Source organism: Pseudoalteromonas sp. TP27 (assembly GCF_056470645.1).
This window is the reverse complement of the sequence record NZ_JARDAK010000001.1, coordinates 248062-274025: the sequence shown is the minus strand read 5'-3', so window position 1 is coordinate 274025 and position 25964 is coordinate 248062. Positions and strand designations below refer to the sequence as shown.

24 protein-coding genes are annotated in these 25964 nt (G+C 38.6%); 18 read left to right on the top strand and 6 right to left on the bottom strand.

Annotation, left to right across the window (positions count from 1 at the left end):
• The first annotated feature begins 28 nt into the window (after positions 1-28).
• From modA to PX700_RS01180, 3 genes are read left to right on the top strand one after another with little or no spacing between them, the layout of a single operon-like run.
• Positions 29-781 (top strand): molybdate ABC transporter substrate-binding protein, encoded by a 753-nt coding sequence (modA, locus tag PX700_RS01190; protein ID WP_479519609.1) that lies wholly within the window; start codon positions 29-31, stop codon positions 779-781.
• Positions 768-1445, top strand: a complete 678-nt coding sequence (gene modB / locus PX700_RS01185) for a molybdate ABC transporter permease subunit (protein WP_024609792.1) — start codon at positions 768-770, stop codon at positions 1443-1445. The genes modA and modB overlap by 14 nt, the downstream gene beginning before the upstream one ends.
• Before the next feature lies 1 nt (position 1446).
• The gene (locus PX700_RS01180; RefSeq protein WP_415636298.1) at positions 1447-2475 is read left to right on the top strand and encodes an ATP-binding cassette domain-containing protein; all 1029 of its coding nucleotides are present in this window, start codon (positions 1447-1449) and stop codon (positions 2473-2475) included.
• 38 nt (positions 2476-2513) lie between these two features.
• Here PX700_RS01180 and moeB read toward each other — a convergent pair whose 3' ends face one another.
• A complete protein-coding gene (gene moeB, locus PX700_RS01175; protein ID WP_479519608.1) occupies positions 2514-3272 on the bottom strand; it encodes a molybdopterin-synthase adenylyltransferase MoeB in 759 nt (252 codons plus the stop codon).
• A gap of 298 nt (positions 3273-3570) precedes the next feature.
• On the opposite strand from moeB, the gene PX700_RS01170 reads away from it, so the two are divergent.
• From PX700_RS01170 to PX700_RS01115, 12 genes are all read left to right on the top strand, one after another.
• Positions 3571-5040, top strand: coding sequence for a NarK family nitrate/nitrite MFS transporter (locus tag PX700_RS01170; protein ID WP_479519607.1), 1470 nt, complete (start codon positions 3571-3573; stop codon positions 5038-5040).
• Between the two features lie 13 nt (positions 5041-5053).
• Complete coding sequence (locus tag PX700_RS01165; protein ID WP_479519606.1) at positions 5054-6796, top strand: bifunctional protein-serine/threonine kinase/phosphatase; 1743 nt, start codon at positions 5054-5056, stop codon at positions 6794-6796.
• 9 nt (positions 6797-6805) lie between these two features.
• Positions 6806-7999 (top strand): alginate export family protein, encoded by a 1194-nt coding sequence (locus PX700_RS01160; protein ID WP_479519605.1) that lies wholly within the window; start codon positions 6806-6808, stop codon positions 7997-7999.
• A 227-nt stretch (positions 8000-8226) separates the two neighbouring features.
• Entirely contained in the window at positions 8227-9750 is a 1524-nt protein-coding gene (locus tag PX700_RS01155) for an FAD-dependent oxidoreductase (protein WP_479519604.1), read from the top strand.
• A gap of 40 nt (positions 9751-9790) precedes the next feature.
• On the top strand, positions 9791-12487 hold the full coding sequence (locus PX700_RS01150) for a nitrate reductase (RefSeq protein WP_479519603.1): 2697 nt from the start codon (positions 9791-9793) through the stop codon (positions 12485-12487).
• Positions 12488-12503: 16 nt separating this feature from the next.
• Entirely contained in the window at positions 12504-13475 is a 972-nt protein-coding gene (moaA, locus tag PX700_RS01145) for a GTP 3',8-cyclase MoaA (RefSeq protein WP_479519602.1), read from the top strand.
• 1 nt (position 13476) lies between these two features.
• Positions 13477-14187, top strand: a complete 711-nt coding sequence (locus PX700_RS01140; protein WP_479519601.1) for a molybdenum cofactor guanylyltransferase — start codon at positions 13477-13479, stop codon at positions 14185-14187.
• A complete protein-coding gene (gene moaB / locus PX700_RS01135; RefSeq protein ID WP_479519600.1) occupies positions 14184-14723 on the top strand; it encodes a molybdenum cofactor biosynthesis protein B in 540 nt (179 codons plus the stop codon). The genes PX700_RS01140 and moaB overlap by 4 nt, the downstream gene beginning before the upstream one ends.
• Position 14724: 1 nt before the next feature.
• Positions 14725-15195 carry a cyclic pyranopterin monophosphate synthase MoaC gene (gene moaC / locus PX700_RS01130; RefSeq protein WP_007585237.1) on the top strand — a complete coding sequence of 157 codons (471 nt, stop codon included), beginning with the start codon at positions 14725-14727 and terminating at the stop codon, positions 15193-15195.
• Positions 15173-15472 (top strand): MoaD/ThiS family protein, encoded by a 300-nt coding sequence (locus PX700_RS01125; protein ID WP_479519599.1) that lies wholly within the window; start codon positions 15173-15175, stop codon positions 15470-15472. Before moaC ends, PX700_RS01125 begins: the two co-directional genes overlap by 23 nt.
• Entirely contained in the window at positions 15472-15930 is a 459-nt protein-coding gene (moaE, locus tag PX700_RS01120; protein ID WP_415636288.1) for a molybdopterin synthase catalytic subunit MoaE, read from the top strand. Before PX700_RS01125 ends, moaE begins: the two co-directional genes overlap by 1 nt.
• Entirely contained in the window at positions 15931-16575 is a 645-nt protein-coding gene (locus tag PX700_RS01115; protein WP_479519598.1) for an MOSC domain-containing protein, read from the top strand.
• A 16-nt stretch (positions 16576-16591) separates the two neighbouring features.
• Here PX700_RS01115 and PX700_RS01110 read toward each other — a convergent pair whose 3' ends face one another.
• Positions 16592-17497, bottom strand: coding sequence for a LysR family transcriptional regulator (locus tag PX700_RS01110; RefSeq protein ID WP_415636286.1), 906 nt, complete (start codon positions 17495-17497; stop codon positions 16592-16594).
• A gap of 126 nt (positions 17498-17623) precedes the next feature.
• Here PX700_RS01110 and PX700_RS01105 point away from each other — a divergent pair, with 126 nt between their 5' ends.
• The 3 genes from PX700_RS01105 to PX700_RS01095 all read left to right on the top strand — a co-directional run bounded on the left by PX700_RS01105 (position 17624) and on the right by PX700_RS01095 (position 20253).
• Positions 17624-18061: a PACE efflux transporter gene (locus tag PX700_RS01105; protein WP_479519597.1), complete on the top strand. Its 438-nt coding sequence runs from the start codon at positions 17624-17626 to the stop codon at positions 18059-18061.
• 291 nt (positions 18062-18352) lie between these two features.
• Positions 18353-19807 (top strand): sensor histidine kinase, encoded by a 1455-nt coding sequence (locus PX700_RS01100; protein WP_415636284.1) that lies wholly within the window; start codon positions 18353-18355, stop codon positions 19805-19807.
• Positions 19804-20253, top strand: coding sequence for a response regulator (locus PX700_RS01095; RefSeq protein WP_166420742.1), 450 nt, complete (start codon positions 19804-19806; stop codon positions 20251-20253). Before PX700_RS01100 ends, PX700_RS01095 begins: the two co-directional genes overlap by 4 nt.
• A gap of 76 nt (positions 20254-20329) precedes the next feature.
• Here PX700_RS01095 and PX700_RS01090 read toward each other — a convergent pair whose 3' ends face one another.
• The 4 genes from PX700_RS01090 to cobA form a co-directional block, all read right to left on the bottom strand.
• A complete protein-coding gene (locus PX700_RS01090) occupies positions 20330-22045 on the bottom strand; it encodes a two-component system response regulator (protein ID WP_479519596.1) in 1716 nt (571 codons plus the stop codon).
• Positions 22046-22100: 55 nt separating this feature from the next.
• Positions 22101-23291, bottom strand: coding sequence for a sensor histidine kinase (locus tag PX700_RS01085; protein WP_479519595.1), 1191 nt, complete (start codon positions 23289-23291; stop codon positions 22101-22103).
• 268 nt (positions 23292-23559) lie between these two features.
• Positions 23560-24822 carry a nitrate- and nitrite sensing domain-containing protein gene (locus PX700_RS01080; protein WP_479519594.1) on the bottom strand — a complete coding sequence of 421 codons (1263 nt, stop codon included), beginning with the start codon at positions 24820-24822 and terminating at the stop codon, positions 23560-23562.
• Positions 24823-25096: 274 nt separating this feature from the next.
• Positions 25097-25960 carry a uroporphyrinogen-III C-methyltransferase gene (cobA, locus tag PX700_RS01075; RefSeq protein WP_479519593.1) on the bottom strand — a complete coding sequence of 288 codons (864 nt, stop codon included), beginning with the start codon at positions 25958-25960 and terminating at the stop codon, positions 25097-25099.
• Between the last annotated feature and the right edge of the window lie 4 nt (positions 25961-25964).

Genomic DNA, 25964 nt, shown 5'->3' with positions numbered 1-25964 from the left:
ATCATTTTATTTTGAAACAATACTTATAATGTCAAAGCTTTACAATACATGGTTGGGTTATTTTTTGCTTATAGCATGCATGCTTTCGTGCGGCGTAAACGCAAAAGAAACGCTGCAAGTAGCCGTAGCGAGTAATTTTAAAACTGTATTGCAAACCCTACTAAAAAAATCCCCATTACCTAATGTTGATGTAAAAATATCAGCCGCTTCTAGCGGTGTTTTATATTCACAAATAGTGCATGGCGCGCCATTTGATGTGTTTTTATCGGCTGACGATTTTCGACCGCAATCACTTATTAAAGAAGGTTATGCCGAGCAAAGCAGTTTAATCACTTACGCGTTAGGCGAACTTGCTTTGTGGCAACCCAAAGCTGAAAAAGTAAATGATAAAGTAGCCATTGCTAATCCGCGTTTTTCACCTTACGGGCGTGCCTCAGAGCACTACGCGAATAACCATTTTAAAAAGCCAGTAAATTATGTGTACGGGAATAACATTACGCATGCTTTTCAGTTTGTTGAAAGTGGTAATGTAGGAGTAGGGCTAGTGGCTGTTTCATCACTAAAGGCAGCGTACAGTAACACGCAAGATCAAAAATATTTAGATTACACCGTGCTGCCTACCAATCAATATCCCGATATAATTCAACAGGGTGTTATTATTAAGTCGACTAAAAAACTCGCTAGCGCTAAGCAACTCATGCAGTTTTTAATGACAGAGACTACGCAGCAGCAGTTAATTGAATTGGGTTACAGAATAAAGGACAACAATGCTTCAAAGTGATTTAACCGCGCTGTGGTTAACTATAAAACTTGCCTTTATAACCGCAGTACTCCTTCTTGTTTTTTGTATTCCGGTTGCTTACAAGCTCGCTGGCTATAACGGTAAATTTAAACCATTTTTAGAGGCATTAATTGCAATGCCTTTAGTGCTGCCGCCTACGTTACTGGGGTTTTACTTACTTGTTTTATTTTCGCCTGATCACGCTTTTGGGCAGTTTTGGTTTTGGCTAACGGGTACGCAGCTGGCGTTTAGTTTTCAGGGCGTGGTTATTGGTTCGCTTTTTTATTCGCTGCCTTTTGTAATGCAGCCACTTGTGGCGGGGTTTAAACATATTAATCAAACTTATAACGAAGCGGCAATTGCGCTTGGGTTAAGCCCGTTTAAACGCTTTGTACATTTAATTATTCCGCTTTTAAAACCCAGTATTGGTAGCGCATTTGCGTTAGGCTTTGCGCATACATTGGGTGAGTTTGGTTTGGTATTAATGATTGGCGGTAATATTCAGGGGCAAACACAGGTGGTGTCTATCGCGCTTTACGACCATGTTGAATCGTTAAATTATACGGCGGCGCACCAGCTTTCACTTATTTTACTGGCTATTTCGTTTGCTTGTTTAGTGCTGTTATTTAAGTTTAATAAAAGCATTGTAGGGGTTAAGCAGTAACATGATTAAGTTAAGCCTTTTTAAAGCGCTCAATAATTTTGATTTAGATATAAACCTTGAGCTTGAGTCGTTTAATGTACTGGGTGTTTACGGACCTTCTGGCTCGGGTAAGTCAACATTACTGCGCTGTATTAGTGGTTTAGAGCCTGCAAAAAGTGTTTATATAAATAATCAGCCAGTGCATGAGTTACCAAGCGATAAACGCGGTATAACGCTTCAGCTGCAATCGTGCCCGTTGTTTCCTCATTTAGATGTGGCTGGTAATTTAGCGTTTACACAAAAACACTGCGCTAATAAGCAAACCAGCTTAACGCTTCAATACGTTGTTAAAACACTTGAATTACAAGACTTACTAAATCGTGACGTACAAAGCTTATCGGGCGGCGAACGCCAACGTGTCGTATTTGCGCGCACTTTACTTGCGGGTCAAAAATTTATAATGCTTGATGAGCCTTTTAGCGCGCTTGATTGGTCATTGCGTTTTAAAACACTCACTAAGCTTAATGAGATTGCCGTTCAGTTTAATATTAAATTTATAATAGTAAGTCATTCATTAAAAGAGTTGCTATTTTGCTGCGATACCCTTATTCAGCTTGATAAAGGTAAGATGATAAACCAAGGTGCAAGTGCGCACGTTGCAAAAGCGATTTACGCAAACGACAGGCAAACACCGCTGAGCTTAATTAATTACGACGTGGTTAAATTTGATGAAGACTACGGACTATATCAACTGCAATTACGGCAAAGTGAGCAGCTACTTTATGTGCTACCCGCACTTGTAGATAGCAGTAATAAGCTAATTATAGAAAGTGAGCAAATGTCATTTAGTGCGTTAAAGCCTGAGCAAACAACGCACAGCAATGTTTTAAGGTCGGTATTAACTCAGGCTGAGCTTATTAATAATAAGTGGCAGTTAACGCTAAATGTAGATGGGCAAACATTGTATTGCTTGGCATCAAGGCGAATGTGGGACAAAAACGACTTTAAAGTAGGCGATATGTTTTTTATAACTATTAATAATTTAGAATAACGATTTGACGATACGCAGATTCGACATTGGTGTGCAGGCTAAATGTTACACACCGCACACTGACTGCTTTTAGCTATTTTAAAACGATTAAACTCCATGCTCAAACCATCCACCAGCAATAAGTGATCGCCCAAACCACTTGGTAAACCCGCAAGCATTTTTAACGCTTCAGTAGCCTGAATGCTGCCTATTAACCCCACAATAGGAGAAAGCACACCAGATTCAGAGCAGCTTTGTGTTTGTTCACTAAAAAATTGCGATAAACAACCATAACAATGGCTGTTTTCATCCATAGTAAAACACGTGACTTGTCCTTCCATACGAATTGCAGAGCCTGACACTAGCGGGACTTTAGCTTTAAAACAGGCGCTATTAAGTGCATTGCGCGTTGCTAGGTTATCTGAGCAATCAATTACTATATCAATGTTATTAAATAGAGGATTGATAGACGTATTTTCATCAAAAAATGCCTCAATAGTGTTTATGTCTATTTCACTATTAAGCGCGCTGAGCTGTTTTTTAGCGGCACTGCATTTTGAGCTACCTATATCACTTTCTTTATACAGTATTTGCCTTTGCAGGTTGGTCACGTCTATTTCATCGTTATCAACTAAGGTAAGCGTGCCAATGCCAGATGCCGCTAAGTATTGACCTACCGCACACCCAAGCCCACCCACACCAATAATTAAAGCATGCGATTGCCATATTTTCTCTTGTCCGTCTATATCAAGCTGCGGGAGCATAATGTGCCGAGAGTAGCGCAGTTGCTGCTGGTAAGTTAACGGTGATTTTTGCATTTTTTAGCTTCTCATACTTTTTTTGAACAATACCAAGTTGTTAAATCCAAGAGCAAGTAGTAACGCTTTTTATTTGCACTCTAACAACCCAGAGCCCTTCACTCATATAGTGCAACTATAACGTATAAAAACGACTGTTGCATGTAACCATATGAAATATATGAAATATATGAAATTTAATTAGTGGCTCAGTAATTGCTATATCGGGTTAACTTAAATTTAACAAAAATTGGGCTGCTACTCATATAAAAGGGTGGGGCATTAATAAAACAATAATACGTTTACGAGGAAAATAAACATGCAACCGAGTTCTGGGTTTAACCTAATATCCTTTAAAGGAAAAATGAAAGTATTACATCTGAGTTGGATGGTCTTTTTTGTGTCATTTTTTGTATGGTTTAACCATGCTCCTTTGTTAGGTGCTATAGCGGGTTCGCTTGGGATCACCATGGCGCAAGTTAAAACATTACTCATTTTAAATGTCGCGTTAACTATTCCAGCGCGTGTTGTGGTGGGTATGCTAACCGATAAATTTGGTCCGCGTATTGTTTATGCGGCACTGCTTATTAGCTGTAGTATTCCGTGTTTTATGTTTGCTATGGCAACCACTTTTGAGCAAGCCGCAATAGCGCGTTTTGCGCTAGGCTTTATTGGTGCTGGTTTTGTTGTGGGAATTCGAATGGTGAGCGAATGGTTTCCTGCTAATGAGCTGGGTATAGCTGAAGGCATTTATGGCGGTTGGGGTAATTTTGGTTCGGCAGCAGCGGCTATGTTACTACCAATTATTGCACTTATGTTTGGTGGCGAAGATGGATGGCGTTATGCAGTAGGTTTAACGGGTATATTAAGCGTTATATTTGGTGTTATTTGGTACTTAAATGTAACCGATACACCAAAAGGCGGTACATACTTTAAACCTAAAAAAGTAGGCGCAATGGAAGTAACCAGTAAAGGCGACTTTGTATTACTGCTTATTATGAAAATCCCTATGTACGGCGCATTAGCATTACTTACTTGGAAGCTTTCGCCAACGGGTGCTAACTTAATTTCGGCTAATTTTGTACTTGCCGTGTATGCTTTTTTAGTTCTGCTTTATATTTACGAAGTGTATAAAACCTTTGATGTAAATGGTCATATTTTTAAAGAGCCTGTACCTGAGTCGCATCGTTATGAGTTTAAGCAAGTGGCTGTTTTGAATATTTTATATTTTACAACTTTTGGTTCTGAACTTGCGGTTGTCTCTATGTTGCCGCTGTTTTTTATGGATGTGTTTGCGCTCGATATGGTGTACGCAGGTATTTTAGCCTCTGCTTATGCGTTTATGAATTTAGCATCTCGCCCTGGTGGCGGTTGGATTTCAGATAAATTAGGTCGCCGTATAACACTTATTGTACTTACGATGGGGCTTGCAGTTGGTTATTTTGTAATGGGCTTGGTTGATGCGTCGTGGCCTTTATGGCTTGCTGTTGTAGCGGCTATGGCGTGTTCGTTCTTTGTGCAAGCAGGTGAAGGCGCAGTATTTGCAGCAGTGCCGCTAATTAAACGCCGTTTAACAGGGCAAATTGCAGGTATGACTGGCGCTTACGGTAATGTTGGTGCAGTGGTTTACTTAACGGCATTGTCGCTTGTTGACTATAAAACCTTCTTTTTCATTATTGCGGGTAGTGCATTACTTGGCCTAGCTGCGCTGTTTTTTATGAAAGAACCAGACGGACATATTACCGAAGTAAATGAAGACGGCACCGTTGAACTTATTTCAGTGACTTAAGGCATTATTGACTATGTTTGATGAAACACTCCACGCTAAAGCGCTAAAAAATGAACTCAACGTTTCATTTGGCGGGCACAGCGCTAAAGGGTTAAAAGCAGAAAACCAAGATGCGTTTGCTGCTCTTAACACCAAAGCGCAAGAAAAAGAGTCTAAAGGCGTTATTGCCTGCTTAGCCGATGGGTGTTCATCAGCAAAAAATGCTAAACAAGCGTCTCAACTTTCGGTTACTCATTTTATAAATGAGTATTTAAATACCCCCGAAAGCTGGGCGGTTAAAAAGTCAGTGTCGAAGGTGTTAGCGAGTTTAAATCAGTGGCTTTATTCGCAATCGGTTAATTACAATCACCTTGGTCAGCGCCAAGCTGATTGGATGACCACTTTTACAGCGCTTATTTTAAAGTCGGCAACAGGTTATATATTTCACTTAGGTGATACGCGTATTACCCGCCTGCGCGGCAGTAAAATAGAGGCAATAACACGGGATCACAAAGTAAACGACACGCTAACCCGTGCACTTGGTGCACAACTTCATCAAGAAATAGATGTATACGAAGTTGACCTAAAAACCGACGATATTTATATATTAACCTGCGACGGTGTACACGATGTACTGCCAAGCAGCGACATAGCTAAATTAATTAACGAGCACACTAATTTAGAAAATGCAGCTAAAGCAATTACCGAACTTGCATTAGCACGAGGCAGTGACGACAACGTAAGTTGTTTACTAGTAAAAGTAGAAAACATTGCCGAGCAAAAGTTAGATGAGCTTTATCACTCGCTAACACGACGAAAAATTCCACCTGCGCTTAATGTTGGGCAAAAAATTGATGACTACACGGTTATTCGTAAATTACATGCCAGTAGTCGCTCGCACATTTATTTAGTGCAACAAGCGCCCGATATACCGCCAGTAGTTTTAAAAGCACCTTCGGTTAATTTTGAAGACGATGTGCACTATCTTCAAGGCTTTATAAGAGAAGGTTGGGTAGGGCAACGCATAAACCATTTAAACGTGATGAAAGTACTAAGCACGCAATCGCAAAGTCGTTTTTTATATCATATTTGTGAGTACATGGACGGGCAAACACTGAGTGATTGGAAGCACGATGTGCCGCACCCAGAAATAACCCAAGTGCGCAGTATTATTGAACAAATAGTACATGCACTAAGGGCGTTTCAGCGACTCGATATGGTACATCGCGATTTAAAACTCGATAATGTAATGATAGATGCGCACGGTAAAGTAACGCTCATTGATTACGGCACAGTAAGTGTTGCGGCGATGGATGAGTCGGTTAAGCAAATTGCGGACGATTGCCCGCAAGGTACTGCCGATTATACTGCACCTGAAACACTCATTACTATGCACGCCGATTTTAAAAGTGATTTGTTTTCACTTGGCGTTATAGCTTATGAGTTGTTGTGCTCAAAATTGCCTTACAAACCACTGCCACTTAACCACGTAGCGCCAAAAGATTACAGCCATTGGCACTACACAAGTATTCGAAAATACAGAGCCGATATTCCGTTTTGGTTAGATCAAGCCCTTATGAAGGCGCTTGCCCCTAAACCCGAGCTCAGATACCAAGCTTTTTCTGAGTTTATAAACGATATCAATAAACCTAACCCTTATTTAGAAAGTACCGCCAATAAAAGCTCAATAATGAAACGCGATCCAGTGATGGTCTGGAAATGTATTTCGCTGTGTTTATTTATTGCTTTGGTATGTGTATTAATAATTAAAACCTAGAGAACCAAAATGCTTAACTATAAGAACAACTTACCTATTATTTTTATACTGGGTTGCTTCACCGCGCCTTCAATAAGCCAAGCTTCGCAAACCGATCTTGATTTTAGACTGCGTTTTGAAAGCGTCGATCAAGACAATGCATTAAAAGATGCAAGTGGGTTAACGCTCAGAACCCGCTTAACGCATCAAACAGATGAGGTAAATGGTTTTTCAGGTCTTATTGAAGTAGAAGACACTCGCAGCCTATTTGGCGTAGATGATTACAACAACACCGTGGGTAAAAATACCGATTACTCAGTTATTGCAGACCCCGAAACCACTGAAATTGACCAAGGCTTTGTTAAATATACCCGCGATGGTTTATCGCTAAAAGTAGGACGCCAAGTAATAGCCCTTGATGGGCAGCGTTTTGTTGGGCACGTAGGTTGGCGCCAAGATAGGCAAACTTTTGATGCAGCAACCATTAATTACGCATTTAATAACATAGATTTACAGTACAGTTATTTAAATAAGCGTAACCGCATATTTGCTGACGATAAAGACATTAAATCGTCCGATCATCTAATTAATGCCAGCTTTAAAACAGGCTACGGTAAAGTGGTTTTATACAGTTACTTATTAAGTGACGATGCTATACAAGACGACAGTTTAGACACTTATGGCGTTTCTTTTAACGGTAATAAAACCCTAAACGACATAACATTTTATTACAAAGCGAAATATGCAACGCAGTCTGCATCAACAAGTGTGAGTGATTTTGATGCTGACTACTATGCACTTGAAGGGGGTGTTGATATTAATGGGTTGGGCAGTGAGTCCATAACATTAAAAGTGGGCATCGAATCACTAGGCTCAGATAACGGCGATTACGGGTTTGCAGCACCGCTTGCCACAATGCATAAATTTAATGGTTGGGCAGATATGTTTTTGAGCACACCCACACAAGGTTTGGATGACACTTACATTAGCTTAAACGGTAAAGCATTTGACGGTAAATGGCTGGTGGCATATCACAGTTTTGATGCCAATGAGCAATCAAATGGGGTTGACGATTTAGGTCGAGAGCTAAACGTACAATACATTAAACCTATTAATAAAACCTACTCTGTGGGTGCTAAATATGCTGATTATTCAGCGGGCGATACCGCAGCTAATAAAGTCGATACTCAAAAATTGTGGGTATGGATGAGCGCTAAATTTTAACCCTCACTATCTTCTAAAATCCTCTTGTAATTTATGGCGACACAAGATGGTGCAATTGCACCATCTTGTGGGGCTTTACGCTTTTAACCTCTGCACCAATGTAGGCAACTAACTGATTTTAAATGCTTATATATTTGGCTTACATATTGCTATAACAATCCTATAACAAATCATTCGATTTCAATTTTAGTTAATTACTAAAGTAGATATCATTTTAAGGTGAGTAAATGCGAAGCAAGCAGCGTGTTGTAGTGGTAGGAAATGGAATGGTGGGGCATCATTTTGTGCAGCAGCTGGTTTCTCAAAATCAAGCTGATGAGCAGTTTGAAATTACGGTACTGAGCGGGGAAGACCGCCTAGCGTATGACCGCGTGCAACTATCGTCTTTTTTTAAAGGTAAAACCGCAGACGACCTCGCTCTTACTTGTGATAAAACTTATAACGATTGGCAGGTGCGCTTTTATACGCATTCCAAAGTGGTTGATATAAATCGTGATGCGCAAACAGTAACAACCGCTAAAGGGGAGCTGTTTGAATACGACAAACTGGTGCTTGCTACCGGTTCATTCCCATTTGTGCCGCCTATTCCTGGTAAAGACCGTGAACACTGCCTTGTGTATCGCACTATTAACGATTTACACGCAATAAAAAATTCAGCCCACGGTAGTAAAGTAGGTGTGGTTATTGGTGGTGGTTTATTAGGGCTTGAAGCTGCAAATGCATTAAAGCAACTGGGTTTACACACTCACGTAATAGAATTTGCACCGCAACTTATGGGCGTACAAGTTGATGCAGGTGGCGGTCGGCTACTAAAAAATAAAATTACCGATTTAGGCGTTACCGTACATACATCGGTGGCAACCGAGGAAATAGTAGAAGGTGAAAACTGCCGTTACAAAATGTGTTTTAAAGGCGGTAAAACCCTTGAAACCGACATGATTGTATTTTCGGCGGGTATTCGCCCTTATGATAATTTAGCCCGCGAGTTTAATTTAGAGTTAGGCGAGCGCGGCGGTATTGTAATTAATAACCACTGCCAAACGAGCGATAAAAACATATACGCAATTGGTGAATGTGCACTGTGGAATAATTTTATTTTTGGCTTAGTGGCACCCGGTTACGCTATGGCTAAAATAGCGGTTGGACATATTTTGCAACAGACCCAGCAAGGTACTTTGCAAAGTACTGGCTTAGACAATAAAGCCGATGAATTTAGTGGTGCCGATATGAGCACCAAGCTTAAATTAATGGGTGTTGAAGTAGGCTCTATTGGCGATGCACATGCACGCAGCGAAGGTGCAATAAGCTATTATTTTGAAGATCAACCCAATGGTATTTATAAAAAAATAGTCACCAATTCACAAAGTAATAAGCTGATTGGCGCGGTACTTGTTGGTGATACCAGCGATTACGACAATTTGCTGCAATATCATTTAAACGGCATTGAACTTACCACTGTGCCGGAAGCACTCATTATGCCTCTTGCAGGCGACATAGCAGAGCTAAGCGCCGACGACTTACCTGATGACGCCACTATTTGCGCTTGTCATAAAGTAACTAAACACACCATTGAACAATCAGTCGCTAAAGGCTGCATAGATCTGGCAAGTGTGCAGCAAAACACTAAAGCCAGTACAGGCTGTGGTGGTTGTGAAAAACTCGTTCAAAACGTAATAAGCAGCGCACTTGCTAAAGCAAGTAACACTATTAACGTAGTTACGCTTAATGAGCCTGTAAAACAGCCCGCATAAATTAAAGCACACTAATTAAAGCACATTAAAAGAGAGCAGTATGGCAACCGCAAACACGTCACCAACTATAAATAAAAAGAGTTTAAAACAAACAACATGTGCTTACTGTGGTGTAGGGTGCGGTGTTGATATTTCACTTTTTAATAATGTGCCAACCAAGCTTGAAGGCATGCGAGAGCACCCCGCAAACTTTGGTCGTTTATGTGTAAAAGGCACGCATTTGCTCGACACAACAGGCAGTGATAATCGCTTAACGTCGCCCCTTATTAATAATGAAGCAGCCACGTGGGATGATGCCACCGACCATGTTGCCAATAAATTTAATGACATAATACAAAAGCACGGACCTGACGCGGTGGCTTTTTATGTGTCTGGGCAGTTGCTAACCGAAGATTACTATATCGCTAACAAATTAATGAAAGGCTACATAGGCTCAGGCAATATTGATACAAATTCTCGCCTGTGTATGTCGTCTGCTGTGGCAGGTTACAAACGCGCTTTTGGTGAAGACGTAGTGCCGTGTACCTACGAGGATTTAGAGCAAACTGAGCTGCTTATTTTAATTGGCTCTAATGCAGCATGGACTCATCCGGTTTTGTATCAGCGCATGGAGCGTGCAAAGCAGCTTAATCCAAATATGAAAGTAGTGGTTATTGATCCGCGAAAAACCGACACCGCTGAGCTTGCCGACACCTTTTTAAATATAAAACCAGGCAGTGATGCCGCACTTTATAACGGCTTACTTAATTATTTAAATGAGCATAACCACCTCGATACGCAATTTATTGCTCATCACACAAACGGCTTTGAAAGCGCATTGCAAGAGGCACAAAAGTGGAGCTGTGAGGCAGTTAGCGACTTTTGCGATATAGCAATTGAGCAAGTTGCTGAGTTTTACGCACTATTTGCTAACAGCCCAAGTGCTATTAGCTTTTATTCAATGGGTATAAATCAATCAAGCTCGGGTGTAGATAAATGCAACGCCATTATTAATGCACATTTAGCCTCTGGTAAATTACTTAAACCAGGTAGCGGTCCGTTTTCGATTACTGGGCAGCCCAATGCGATGGGCGGGCGCGAAGTAGGTGGCTTGGCTAATCAGTTAGCAGCGCATTTAGATATTGAAAACGAAGCGCATCAATCACTTGTGCAACGCTTTTGGTTATCGCCAACTATGGCTAAAAAAGCAGGCAGTAATGCCATCGATATGTTTGATGAAATAGCTGCAGGTAAAATAAAAGCCGTATGGATAATGGCAACAAACCCAATGGTGAGCTTGCCTAATAACGCCGCTATTAAAAAAGCATTAGAGACTTGCGAACTGGTGGTTGTATCTGACTGTATTGCAAAAAGTGATACGTTAAAATTTGCCGATGTTGCTTTTCCATCAACCGGGTGGGGCGAAAAAAACGGCACAGTAACTAACTCAGAACGAAGAATATCAAGGCAACGCCCGTTAGTAGCGCCTTATTCAGGAGCTAAAAACGATTGGCAAATTATGTGCGAAGTCGCTAAAAAAATGGGCTTTGAAGGGTTTGACTTTACAGACCCCAGTAGCATTTTTGAAGAATGGGCACAATTAACCGATTTTGAAAATAACGGCAGCCGATTATTAAATCTCTCTGGTTTAGTTGGGCTCACAAAAAGCCAGTACGATAATTTAAAACCCATTATGTGGCCTGTTGTTAAAAATCAGCCTTATAAAAATGGTCAGGTTTTTACAAATAACCAATTTAGCACCGCTGATAAAAAAGCACGTTTTATACCTATAACGCCGCAATTACCTGTGCAAAAAACATCAAGCGACTATCCGTTTTTAATGAACTCAGGGCGTATACGCGATCAATGGCATACCATGAGCCGCACGGGTAAAAGCACTGCGCTTTCATCGCATATAACACGGCCCTACATTGAAATTAATCCGCTTGATGCCAGTAAATTAGCAATTAAACAAAACGATTTAATAAGTGCGATTGCTCAAACAGGGCACGTTACCGCGCATGCAAAAGTAACCGATGCCGTGCGAAAAGGTGAATGCTTTATGCCTATTCATTGGAATAAGCAATTTGCATCATCCGCTACCGTAAGTGGGCTGTATCAATCGGTAGTTGACCCGATATCTGGTCAGGCTGAGTGTAAACATGGCGCTGTTAATATAGTTAAAGCACCCTTTGTGCAATATATGCAGCTGTTTACTAAAAGCGAGCTTGTAATAAACAGTGATTTTTGGCTCAAAGTTAATGCAAGTAATTGCTTTAATTACCAATTAGCGCTTAATGAGTCACAAAATGATTTACTGTATTACTGCCAAACCTTGACTGGTTTACAAGGGCAATGGTCGGCTATGAGTACGGCGAAAGCCATGCATGTGCAATGTATTCAAAACGATCAATTAGCGTTTGTTGGTGTTATTTCTAACGAGCAGAAAGAAATATCACTCGAATGGATAAATCATCTATTTGCAGAGCCGTTACTGACTTTTACCCAATTACAGTCACTGCTCTATGCAACTCCCGATGAAGAATTTACCCAAGGCGTGCAAGTGTGTAGCTGCTTTAAAGTAAGAGAGCAGCCAATTATAAACGCCATTAAAAACGGTGCAAACACAGTCGAGCAATTGGGGTCTGAACTTAAATGTGGAACGAACTGCGGTTCGTGTAAAACACAGTTAAGCCAATTAATAAAACAACATTACAAAGCAGGTTCTAGCAGCATTGATGTTGCGGTTGTAATGTAAAGAAAAAAGGAAGCATATGCTTAATGATCAATTTGGTCGGCAGTTTAACTATTTGCGCCTCTCAATAACCGATGTATGTAATTTTAGTTGTAGTTATTGTTTACCAAACGGGTATCAGTGCGATACGCCGCGTAATTTTTTAAATAAAAACGAAATCAGCACGCTGGTAAATGCGTTTGCAGAGCTAGGTACTAAAAAAGTGCGCATTACAGGTGGCGAACCGTGCTTGCGAAACGACGTAACCGATATTATAAAGCTCTGTAAAAATACACCCGGCATAGAAAAAGTAGCCATTACTACGAATGGGTTTAATTTATTAAATAAAATTGATGAATTTGCCGAAGCAGGGCTCGATGCGCTTAATGTCAGTATTGATAGTTTAAATCCGAGTATGTTTAAACTTATAACAGGGCACGACAAACTTAACCTTATTTTAAAAGGCATTGAACGCGCAGTAGAGCTGGGCATAAAAGACATAAAAATAAATGCGGTACTTGCCAAGCAGTTTAGTAAAAACCAATTGAAGGATTTTTTAGCGTGGGTAAAGCACCACAAAGTTACGGTGCGCTTTATAGAATTAATGGAAACAGGTGACGGCGCAACCTTTTTTGAAGAAAATCACCTTAGTGGACAAACGGTTAAAGCACAGCTTTTAGCTCAAGGTTGGCTACAAGTTGTTAGGGGGAAACTAAACGGACCCGCTGAGGAATTTTGTCATCCTGACTATGATGGTCGTATTGGTTTAATAATGCCTTACAGCAAAGATTTTTGTAAAAGCTGTAACCGTTTAAGGGTGTCGGCGCTGGGTAAATTACACTTATGTTTATTTGCCGAGCAAGGTATAGATTTACGCGAACTACTAAACGAGGACGATACTGCTGCGACCGTGAAGGCAATTCAAGCTGCTATGGGCAACAAAGAAATAAGCCATGAACTTGATAAACGCTTAACAGGTGCGACAACTCACTTAGCCATGTTAGGTGGCTAATATGAGTGCTTGTAACGGATCTAATACAGGATCGAATATAAAAGCTCAACACGATTTTACAGGTGTTGTGCTGGCTGGTGGTAAGTCATCAAGAATGGGCACAGATAAAGCCGATTTAGTTTTAAAAAATAAAACGCTATTGCACAATGCGTGTGATTTATTAAAAGACGCAGGTGCTAAAAACATACTAATAAGCCGTAATGTTACAAATCCAATCAAACCATCGAACCATTATTCACCGAGTGATTATCCCTCAGAAAAGTACGTTAAAGATATATACCCAAATAGCGGTCCCCTTGGCGGAATTTACTCCACATTAATAACCACCGAGCACGACTTACTTATTACTGCGGTAGATATGCCACTACTTACTAGCAATTTGTTAAGCACAATAGTGCTGGCTTCTCAGTCAAATAACGTACAAAGTGTGAGCAATCAATTAAATCAGTCACAAATACATGCTTGGCACTTTGAAAATGAACCGCTACCGCTGTATATTCGTAATACAAGCAGTGTAAAAAATCATTTAAAACACATACTCACAAACGCAAACAGTCATAAATCAATAAAACAGTTTACCCAAAGCATTGGTGTGCAAACGCTTTTATGTAATAAAGCGCATGCATTAATAAACACCAATACACCGGCGCAATTTAAAGCTGTAAATGAGCATTTTGACCAAAGCATTAATCAATTAAGAAGAACATTATGAGCCACACAAGCGAGTCACAAATACCTTTAAACATTGCCGTACTAACAGTAAGCGATACACGCGATGCGATTACCGATACTTCTGGTCATTACTTAATTAAAGCGCTAACTGGGGCGGGTCATCACTTAGCAGATAAAGAAATTGTAAAAGATGATGTTTACCAAATGCGCGCTATTGCATCGCAGTGGATAGCCGACGACACCATTCACGCTATTTTAGTGACTGGTGGTACAGGATTTACCGAACGCGATTCAACACCTGAGGCATTTGCGCCGCTGTTTGATAAAAGCGTAGACGGCTTTGGTGAGCTATTTAGACATATATCGTACGGTGAAATTGGTAACTCAACTATTCAATCTCGTGCACTTGCGGGACTTGCTAACAACACCGTTATTTTTTGTATGCCAGGCTCTACAGGCGCATGTAAAACAGCGTGGACAGGCATTATAAAAGATCAACTCAACTCAATGCATAAACCGTGTAACTTTGTACCGCATATTACCATTGGTAAAAAGTGTGAATCGCGTGAGCAATAGTATGTTAAGCCACGTTGACGAAAACGGCCAAGCTAATATGGTTGATGTATCGCTCAAAGACGTAACCCTGCGCGATGCCTCAGCTGAAGCCTTTATTAGCATGAGCAAGCTTGCCTTTGAACAAGTAATGCTTAATCAAAACAAAAAGGGCGATGTGTTAGGAGTGGCGCGTATTGCAGGTATTCAAGGCGCTAAAAAGTGCGCCGATTTAATTCCGCTTTGTCATCCGCTTGCACTTACTAAAGTAGCTGTTGATTTTGAACTTGATGAAGCAAACAGCCAAATTAAAATAACCAGCTACTGCAAACTTGCCGGTAAAACCGGGGTCGAAATGGAAGCGCTAACGGCGGTATCTGTGGCTAGCCTTACTTTGTTTGATATGTGTAAAGCAGCCGACCCACTAATGGAAATTAGCGGCATGCGCGTTACTCAAAAAGCTGGGGGCAAAAATGGCAGTTGGCAGCGAGATTAATCCAAACGATGCTATACCTAGCGCCGGTAAAGTAGAGTTATTGTTTTTTGGGCAACTAAAAGAGCGCTTGAAATGCGATAAGTTAACGCTAAGAATAACCGAGCCACTAAGCATTACTGCACTTAAACTAAAGCTGGTTGAGAAAAACCCGCATTGGAAAGCATGGCTGGAAGAGCGTGACGTACTATGCGCGCTTAACCAAACTATGTCATCAAGTGATGAAATAGTAAAAGCGGGGGATGAGCTTGCCTTTTTTCCGCCAGTTACAGGTGGTTAATGAGCATACATATTCAAGTACAAACCAATGATTTTAATGTAGGTGACGAGCATAATACGCTTTGCAGTAATAATAAAAACGATGGCGCTGTTGTCACCTTTACAGGTTTGGTAAGAGAGTTCAGCAGTGGCGATAACGTTATTGCACTTGAGCTTGAGCACTACCCTGGTATGACCGAGCAACTGCTTCAATCTATTGCAGAGCAAGCACAAACGCGCTGGCAACTGGCGCGAATATGTATTATTCACCGCGTTGGTTATTTAGCGCTTGGTGAGCAAATTGTGTTTGTTGGCGTAACTTCCCGACACCGCCAAGCCGCGTTCGAAGGCGCACAATTTATAATGGATTACTTAAAAAACCACGCCACGTTTTGGAAAAAAGAACACTTTAAAGACTCATCAAATTGGGTTGAATTTAAACAAAGTGACAAACAAGCGCTGGGCAAGTGGGAATCTTAAATGAAAATTATCTCTACTAATATCTCTAAAATTAAAACTCTTATTCATAATGGTAAAGAGGTGAAGACGGGAATATTCAAAACCCCGACTAACGAACCTGTAGTGATTGAAAAATTAAATATTATAGGTGACGAACAAGCTGATTTAGTTAACCACGGCGGGGTAGATAAAGCAGTATATGCTTTTTCGCACAATCATTATGAGTATTGGCAGAAGACTCTTGAAAACGAGAACTTAAGTAGCGGTATATTTGGCGAAAACTTCACTATTTCTGACCTTGATGAAGTAAATATACATATAGGCGACCATATTCGAATGGGTACTTCATTACTTGAAGTTAGTCAGCCTCGTGTGCCATGTTTTAAACTTGGTATCGCCCTTAATAATAAAAATAGCCTTAAACTATTTACGCAGCATTACTGCACTGGTGTTTATTTTAGAGTGCTTGAACAAGGCATTGCTAAAACCGGCGATGCGGTGACTATTGAGAAAAAAGCGACGCATAACATTTCAGTAAAAACGTTGTTCCAGGCGTTTTTTGATAAACAATACCCAGGTTACGAAAGCGTATTACTAGCAGCACTTGAACTACCCGAGCTTGCACTTGAGTGGCAAATTAAGATTAAAAAGAAGCTCGCAATATAAAGCCGTGTGAGTGGTGTTAAACTTTGGCTTTCCAATCACCTTCTTTTAAAAAATGTTGCTGTAAAAGGGTTAGTAAACTTTCAGTAACTGGGCCTGTAGGTTTACTTCTTGATACCACACAGCCTAAAGGCGTTAACCAACCACCTTGCTCATGCACTACAGGAAGAGCAACAAGGTCACCTTGTTTAAGTTGTTGTTTTATTGCCAACTCAGGCACCAACGCCCAGCCCACATTTTGTGTTACCAAATCTATAAGTGTTTGATGAGTATTGGCGTACCAAACCTTAGCGCTTATAGCATAGCTAAACCATAACTCTGATTGATTAAGGCTACGGTGAGCACATTGCCTATGTGCTTTTAAGTCACTGCTATTTACTTTATTAAGTTTAGCAAGCGCATGTTGCGGTGACGCAATCGTTAAAAATCGAGCTTGGCCTAGCAAAAAAAAGTCCATATCTACCTTTAATTCACCATCACTATATATGATGCCTATTTGCGCTTTACCTGTTTTTATAAGTTCTTCTACATCAAACGTAGTAGCTGATATTAGCTCAAAATTTGTAATAGGGTACTGCTGTGCAAGTGGGGCTATTATTTTTAAAATTCCGTGATTACTTATACTCTCGTCAATCGCAATTACTACGTCTTGCTCGTTTTTTTTAGCAAGAGATTCAACTTTTTGATCGAAATAAGTTTGTTGTTGCAGTATTGAATAAGCCACAGGTAGCAAGGTTTTTCCACTTTTTGTTAAAGTGGGAGTGTTTTTATTGCGGTCAAACAATGTTTGATCTATTGCGATTTCAAGATTAGAAATAGCTTGGCTAATACCCGACTGCGCACGCTTTAACTTTCGCGCTGTTGCTGAAAAAGAGCCGGTTTCTACTACGCTTACAAATATTTTTAGTTGCTCTAAGCTGTACATTTTATTCTACTTTATCTAGAACTATATACTCATCTTATCACTATTGGTGATAGTTGCTAACTTTTGTAACTAAATAAATCTGTCATTATCACTACACTTAAATATTAATAGATAAAAGAGGACATTATGACAGAGAAAATGGGGGCAACAGAGCGAGTATTTCAGGCAGTTTTGTTTGAGATTTTAGCCGTGTCATTATCAATTTTAGGTTTAGCACTATTTACAGATCATGCAATTGGGGCTTTATCGGGCACTATGATTATAATTGCAACGATTGCGATGTGTTGGAACTTTATTTTCAACTGGTGTTTTGACAAAGTAGCTACCGGTGCAAAAGAGCAACGTTCTGTATTATTTCGTATTTTTCACGTGCTTTTATTTCAAGGCGGGTTACTTGTTTTTACTATTCCCGTGATGGCAATCATTTTAAAAGTAGGCTTATGGGAAGCATTAATAATGGATATTGGCGTAACTTTTTTTATAACCCTTTACGCTTTTACTTTTAACCTAGTGTACGACCACACACGAGCCTATATTTTTCATTCAAAAAATGCTGCATGTTAATACACTTTTTAAATATGGCATGACTTAACAAAGTTTCGTATTTAGCTGCTGGTGTATTTGCCAATACACCAGCATTTTTAGAAGCATTTATACTAACTGTGTTTGCTTTGTAGTGGCAAAAAAATAACAAAGAAGCTTTTATCAAAAACTGAGTAAAGCTAAATATCAATTGTTATTTATAGAGGAGCTAGTAAAAAAGATAAAATCTGCTATACCTAAGGTTATAAATACTATATTTAATATAGCGTTATGCATAAAAATAATAATTAGTAGCAAAAATAGGTGTCGCACATGAATATCTCCAGAAAGTTGATGCTTATTGTCATTTTAACTGCAGCAGAAGTAAGTATTACTATTTATTCAGCTTTTGAAATAGCAAAGGGGGCTAAGTTTCACCAACTTAATTTTCTTCACTTAAAATATGCTCAGCAACTTACCAAGTCAGTTAACAAAATAGAAAACGATATTCCCATAGATATAAACACTATCGAGTCAGATATATTGTTAATTAGACAACTACCCATTGAGTGTATTGACGAAATAAACCCATTAAATCTTGCCATTATGAAAGCTATTAACACAGATCACATGCTAACAATCTGTCAAAACGATATTAAAATTGCAGATAAAGCTTTATTGTCAGTTGATCAATATAAAAAGGGTGAATTGAGCAGAGATGATTTTTTACTAAACCTAAATGTGTCACTTAATGGCTTTAATAAAAGTTCAGAGCTGTTTGAAGAACCAATCAGAAAAACAGTATCGTTTATACTGATGACGCTAATACCCCTTGTTTTGATCATATCTTTTTTCAATATTATTTCTATAACGTATCTTTCTCGCACTATATCTAGCTCTATCCGAAATCTAACCCTGCTTTTATCTAGTAAACCCGAAAGCAATATTAATCTAGATGATGAACTTGAAATAAAAACGTCGGGTGAATTAAAAGCATTAGTGATAGCGGCGAGGCAGCGTATTAAAAATGATCTTTTAAATATTGAAAACAGTATCGAGCTCAAAGAAATTATAAACAGCCAAACGGCTTCTCTGCAGCAAGCAAATGATGAACTTGCTCAGTTTGCTTACCGGGCATCTCATGACCTGAAATCACCATTATCTGGGGCTAAGTCTCTGGCACATTTTGTTATTGAAGATATAAAAGCAGGAGATATTGAAGAGGCGAGTCAAAATGCGCTGGTTATTTATCAACAAATGGAAAAGTTAGAAACACTTGTTGTTGATATTTTACTGTTAGCGAAAGCTGAAATTGGTAATGAAGATAGAAATATAATTGACTTTAACCAGTTAATTGTTGATATGAAAGAGCGACTTACTTGGCTCATGCAAGATAACCCTTGTACGCTTAAAACAACTATTAATTTATCTGTACCAATAAAATCTGAAAAAGCACGTTTTGCTCAAATTATCGAAAACTTGATATCTAACGGGCTTAAATATTACGACAGAAATAAAGATGCACCTTTTGTTCACTGTGATATTTTTAACGAACAGGAAAATTTTATTATTATTGTTACAGATAACGGCATTGGAATACCACAAAAGCATCAAAGTGAAGTGTTTGATATGTTCAAACGATTTCATGCAGACACGAGTAGTGGCTCTGGTTTAGGTATGGCGCTGGTTAAAAAGCATATTGAATATTTAAATGGTGAAATATCGCTGCAAAGTTCTGCTGAAGGTACAGCGTTTAAAATAATAATACCAATGGATAAGCTAACATGACAAAAATTAAACCCCCAATATTAATTGTCGATGACAATGAAGTTGATCGCTACATTCTTAAAAGACTAATAAAAGAAGCCGAATTAGAGCTTACAATTTTTGAAAAAAAAGATGGTCAAGAAGCATTAGAATTTTTAGAGAATTATGAAGCTAACAGAAAAGAATACCCTGATGGATTTCCTCCAATACTTATATTTTTAGACATTAATATGCCAAGAGTTAATGGGATCCAATTTTTAGAGGAATTTTCTAAACTAAGAAAGATGATAGAGATTAGCTCATGCGTGGTTATGATGTTTAGCTCATCTGAAAGAGAAGAAGAAAAAAAGATAATAATGTCACACGATTTTGTTAAAGGTTACCTTGTAAAAGGCACCTTTCAAGCGGCAGATTTGAAAGAGAAGATATTGGCTGTCATCGGTCAGCATTTAAACGAAAACAGCTGATTTGTATGAGCTTTAATAATTCTAAAGTTCATTTTTAAAGCTCCACTATATAGCTGATATATTACCGTTTCATATACTAACTTATTTGTTTTGTGTAGGTATTTAGTAACACATTAATTTCGTCTGCGGGTATTGGTTTTGAAAATAGAAAACCTTGCAGGTAGTCTATGTTTAGTTTTTTACATAGTTGATGCTGGGTTTGAGTTTCGACACCTTCTGCCACCACAGAAAAATCTAATTTTTTAAGCATCAAAGATAAGCTCTCGATTACTTTTAATCGCTTATTATTTTCGCCATCTAACGACTGCATGCTTTTGTCTAATTTCACTATATCAATAGGGTAGGATATTAGGTGCGATATAGATGAGTAGCCCATACCAAAGTCGTCCAAGGCAATCCTAAACCCTTTGTCAGATAAAGAAGTTAATATATCAATTACCTCTTTACTGTTTTCCATAAAAGCGGTCTCTGTTATTTCAAGAATAATGCTACTGGTTTTTAAATTGTATTTTTCGACTGTTTTTAATAAATATGTTTCTAAAGCTTCTTTTTGTAGTTGTATAGGTGAAATGTTGATAGATAGGGTTAACGGAGTTTCGTAGCTTTGCTGCCACGCAGATAATTGCTCTAATGCAGTCGCAATTATCCATTTACCAAGGGGCTCTATTAAGCGGCACTCTTCAGCAATAGGGATAAATTCATCAGGGGTGTAACTAACTTCTGTATTTGGCCAACGGATCAATGCTTCAACCCCCGTCATCATTTGTGTTTTTGCACAGTAAACAGGTTGATAAAATAATCTAAAGTTTTCTTCTTCTATGTGTTCTTTTATTCTATTTTGAATATCAACGCGGCGGCTAAATTCATACTGATATTGTTCTTTATAGAAGCTAATTCTGCTTTTACCACTTTGCTTAGATCGATACATTGCAATATCAGCACATTTGAGCAATTCATGTGATTCAGTCGCATCATTAGGGTATAAAGCACTTCCTATACTAACACTACAATTTAAAGTTCTACCTTCATGTAAAAAGGGCTTAGACACTTCAGCTAAAATTCTATTTGCTATCATACCTATTTGATTAATATTGCAAATTCCGCCTATTATAACTGCAAATTCATCGCCTCCTAATCGAGCAAACCCTTCGTTTTGTCTTAGGCAGCCATTAATTCTGTGCACGGTTTGTATTAAAATTTCGTCGCCGACACTATGCCCAAGCGTATCATTTATATTTTTGAAGTTATCTAAATCTAAAGCAAGTAAAGCAACGCAGTTTTTAGCACGTTTATTATTGGCTATCATTACTTTTAGTATTTCTTCAAAATGATACCGGTTAGATAAACCCGTAAGCTGATCCCTCTCAGCCATATGCTTTACAGCAAGATAACTGTTGTGCATACGTTGTTCTGCTTCAAAACGTTTTTTGGCATATATAAGCGCTTTATTTAAACTGCTTCCTGTTATATCACCTTTAGGTAAAAAGTCTTGAGCGCCTGCTTCTATACACTCAATAGCTAAGGTTGAGTTTTCTGAGGAGCTAATCATAATAATTGCGGTATTACCGAGTTTAGGCTTTGAGCGCATTTCAATTAGCATTTCAATGCCGTCTTCTTTGGGCATATTATAATCGAGTAGTATTATATCAAAGTGCGTGTTTTCAATGGCGTTCAAGCCTTCACAAACACACGTTACTTCGGCTATATCATGATGGTGAGAGCCATCTGAAGTAAGCATTTTTTTAATTAATTTGCGATCAACTAAGTCATCATCAACAATTAAGATATTCATACGTTCCTTCTAAAAGCAGCTAAATTATGCTCGTTTATAATTGATAATTTCATAGTTAAACTTTGGGCCAAAAAATAGTAAATGTACTGCCAAGCTTTCCATCGGAGGCTACTTCAATTTTGCCCCCATAATTAATAATGAGCTTATTAGCAATACAGAGTCCAATGCCGCTCCCTTCAACGTCATCTCGAGATTGTAATGTCTGAAATAACTTAAATATGAGTAAAAAATATTTAGGGTCAACCCCTGGGCCATTATCTTTTATTTCAATAATGTAATAATGGCTAGAGGGGATAAGTGTAATGTCGATAACCGGGTGCTCTTTATTGTTATGTTTTATTGCATTACTAATAAGATTTTGAAAAACAATTTTAAAAGGGAGTAGCGGTATATCGAGTACTTCGTTGTTAGCGTTTATATGTACAGTTACAGTTTGTGGAACTTCTAAAATTTGCACTACATCTTGGTAAATACTTTCTAAAGATATGTTTGCACGAGTTGAATCGCAGCTATTTATTCTTGAGTAGTTTAGTAAATCCTCTAGCAGTGTTTGCATTCTATTGGCACGGCTGAGTACAAGCTGAAAGTTTTCTTGGTGCTCTTGAGGGAGTAAATCTTTACAGTCATCATAAATCCACTCTAATAAACGTTTAATTGCATTTAATGGTGACTTGAGATCATGTGAAGCAATACTGGTAAATTCATCTAGTTCATCGCTCATTTTTTGTAATTTTTTGATTAGGCGATCTTTTTCAGTTTCGTCTTTTTTTAGCTCGCTAATTGTTGAGTGAAACTTAGAACTGTTTATTTTATCTAATGAATTTTTACGTTGGACCAACTGATTAACAAAGTTTTTTTGTAAACTATTTAAGATTAATTTTTCTTTTTCTGTAAGTGCTGAATCACTTACTCGCTCGAATATAAACCATCCAAACTTAAGGTTTGAGGGCAAAATAATAGGTGATACCACTCTAAATATTTTAGGATCATGCTCGATAATCGATTCATTAAAAACGTCATCAGATAGTTGCTCTTTAGCGACTGTTATTTTTGAACCTGATTTGTAAAGCTCAACGGAACGTTCAGGGAGGTTAGCAACAATAGAAAATGCGGTGGCATCAAAAATAGTTAAAATTAGCTGAGCAATACTTTCTAAGTTTTTTTGAATACCATTATCAAGAGGCGTAATTAATTGCTGTTCATCAATTAATAATACATCTGCGATATAACTCTCTACATTGGGCATTCAAAATCCTACAACACTATTAAATAAATACGCCTCAATAAAATGAGATGTAACAAATGATTAACTTATTGTAGTTGATTATTTTGAATGCGTTGAATAATTTGCATTATAAATTGACTCCACATAAGAGCCTTACCTTATTGTAGTCAGTAGATTATGAATCTATTTTTAAATACAGAGAGACTTAAGCTAGGCGAGCAACTTATAACTGAGTAAATAAGCACTTAGCGGGGTGCTGTTCTTATTAAAACCAATAAGAACAGCATATTTAATCGCTCATTTGTACAATTGTTTGCGCAACGCTAAATAAGGTTTTATGTGTATCCATTGCTTGTTTTTGTAGCTGTTTATGGGCTTGCTCTTCAGTGAGCTTTAACTGCTCAATAAGTATATATTTGGCTTGGTGAATGACCTTTTGCTCACTAATCACTTTTTTAGCGTCAAGTAACGCTTGGTTTATTTGTTTTATATGCTGGCTTTGCTCGATAATTAAATCGTACATACTTTTATTACTATTGAGCTTATCGGCCGCTATATTTTGGCTTACTTCTGGCTCTGGTTGTTTAATAGCTAATTGCCCAAAAGTAGGGGCTATGTGTTGCTCTGCCATATTGTTAAGTACCTGCTTATTTGTATTTAAGCTACGTTGAGCACAGGCTATTTGCATTGCTGCGGTATCAATTAACTGATCTGCTATGTTTTGTTCAATTTTGTGCATTATATCTATGCGCGTAGTGGTTACTTCGTACCATACTTCGCTCAGTTGTGAGAGCGGTTGAGCGTTCTCGTCATCAAGTTTTTGCAGTAAACTTCTCAATTGCTCTACCTGATTATTAACCTGATGCGTTGTTAGTGTGGCAAAACATTTTAAAAGGTGCGCATCGGCGTATTCATTAAAAAAGTCAAAACTGTGGTTTTGTTCTTGTACAAAATGCGCGAGTTGTTGTTTTTGCTCAGTGGTAAATTTACTCGCTGCAAATGCTTGTGCACCACAGGCACGCTCTTGTCCTGCGTATTCTTTACCTTGCATAAAATTAAAAAATGCGACTAACAAACGCGTTATTTTAGGATCGCTTGCGCCATCAGCGGCCTCTAAAATAATATTGAGTAAACTAGCAATTAACTGCGTGAACGACTGCGTAGCATGCACTGCACTAATGTTTTGTTGTGCTATTTGATTGCGTAAGTCGGGCAATGCTTCAAGTGTTTGCAGGCTATAGGTAATTAAATTAAATAACCGAGTATGGCCCGTATCGGCGTTATCGTTTATGAATGTTTGTTTAAGTGAATCATTAAATGCAGTTTGTGCACTGTTACTTAAAGGGATTTGTTCTCGTAATTGGGTTTTAAATCGTTCGCGGTTTGAGGCCAAAAATATATTACTCATTGCGCGTTCTTTTTGTAACTGATGTACAAAATCGCCTAACTTAGTAAGCGAGGCACAACTGTTTTGTAATTGCTTTAGCGCGTGTATTTCTTGATACTTAGCTGCTAATAAAAACTGTTTTGTGAGAGGATTACTTGTCGCCATTAGTATTATTCCACACTTTTTTGTTTTTAAAGTGCAACCACTGTTCCAATCATTAATAAATTTCATCATTGAATTTAAAATCAAGCTAATACAATTGCTTAAAGTGTTATTTTTGTTTTTCACTGTGTTTCTATAATTTAACTTACCATTACTTTTAACTTATTTGGTGCATTTAAGCATGTTATTGCACACAACTTGAACCCAAATTAAAAACAAAAAAAGCGCCTACTCCTGGGGAGGTAGTAAGCGCGAAAAGTGCATTATTCATTTTGTATCATGCGTTAACATTCATACTGTTTAATAACTCAGGGCTAATTGCCATTTTATGATTTATTACTTCGCCAATCATAATTAGGGTAGGGCCTTGAAGATTGTGTTTAGCGTGCTCATTTACTATTTCCTCAAGCGTGCTAGTAATTACTTTTTGCTTAGTGGTAGTGGCATTTTCGATTAGTGCAATGGGCGTTTCACTTGGCCAACCTACTGATTGTAAACCGTTGCTTAGTGCTTGTAGGCGCGAAAGTCCCATATAAACCACTAAAGTAGGGTTGTTATTGCCTTGCTCAAATGCGTAATTTTTCCAATGAGGCTGCTTGTTAGGATCGGCAAACTGCGCCGTTAAAAACGTAACACTGCGCGCTACGTCTCTTGCTGTAAGCGGAATACCTGTATAAGCAGAAGTAGCGCTAGCCGTTGTGACACCCGGAACAATCGCAAAATTAATATTATGTTTTGTAAGCGCATCGGCTTCTTCGTTAATACGTGCAAATATACTTGGATCGCCGCCTTTTAAACGCACTACGTTTAAGCCTTGTTGCGCGTATTTAACCAGTAGTTCGCAAATTTTAGCTTGGGTCATCGAGTGCTTACCAGCACGTTTACCTACAAATACACGCTGCGCTTTTTTAGGCAGTGTTTTTAGTAAATCATCGCTTACTAACCAATCGTATAAAACAACATCGGCGGTATTAATTAAACGCTGCGCTTTTACCGTAATTAGCTCTGCGTCTCCTGGACCGGCACCAATTATATAAACGTTGCCACTTTTAGCACTGCGACTATTTGAGCTTGTTAGCTTAGTAACAAGCTTATTTAACCACACGTTTTCAATACCCGAAAAATAAGACAGTACACTCATAATA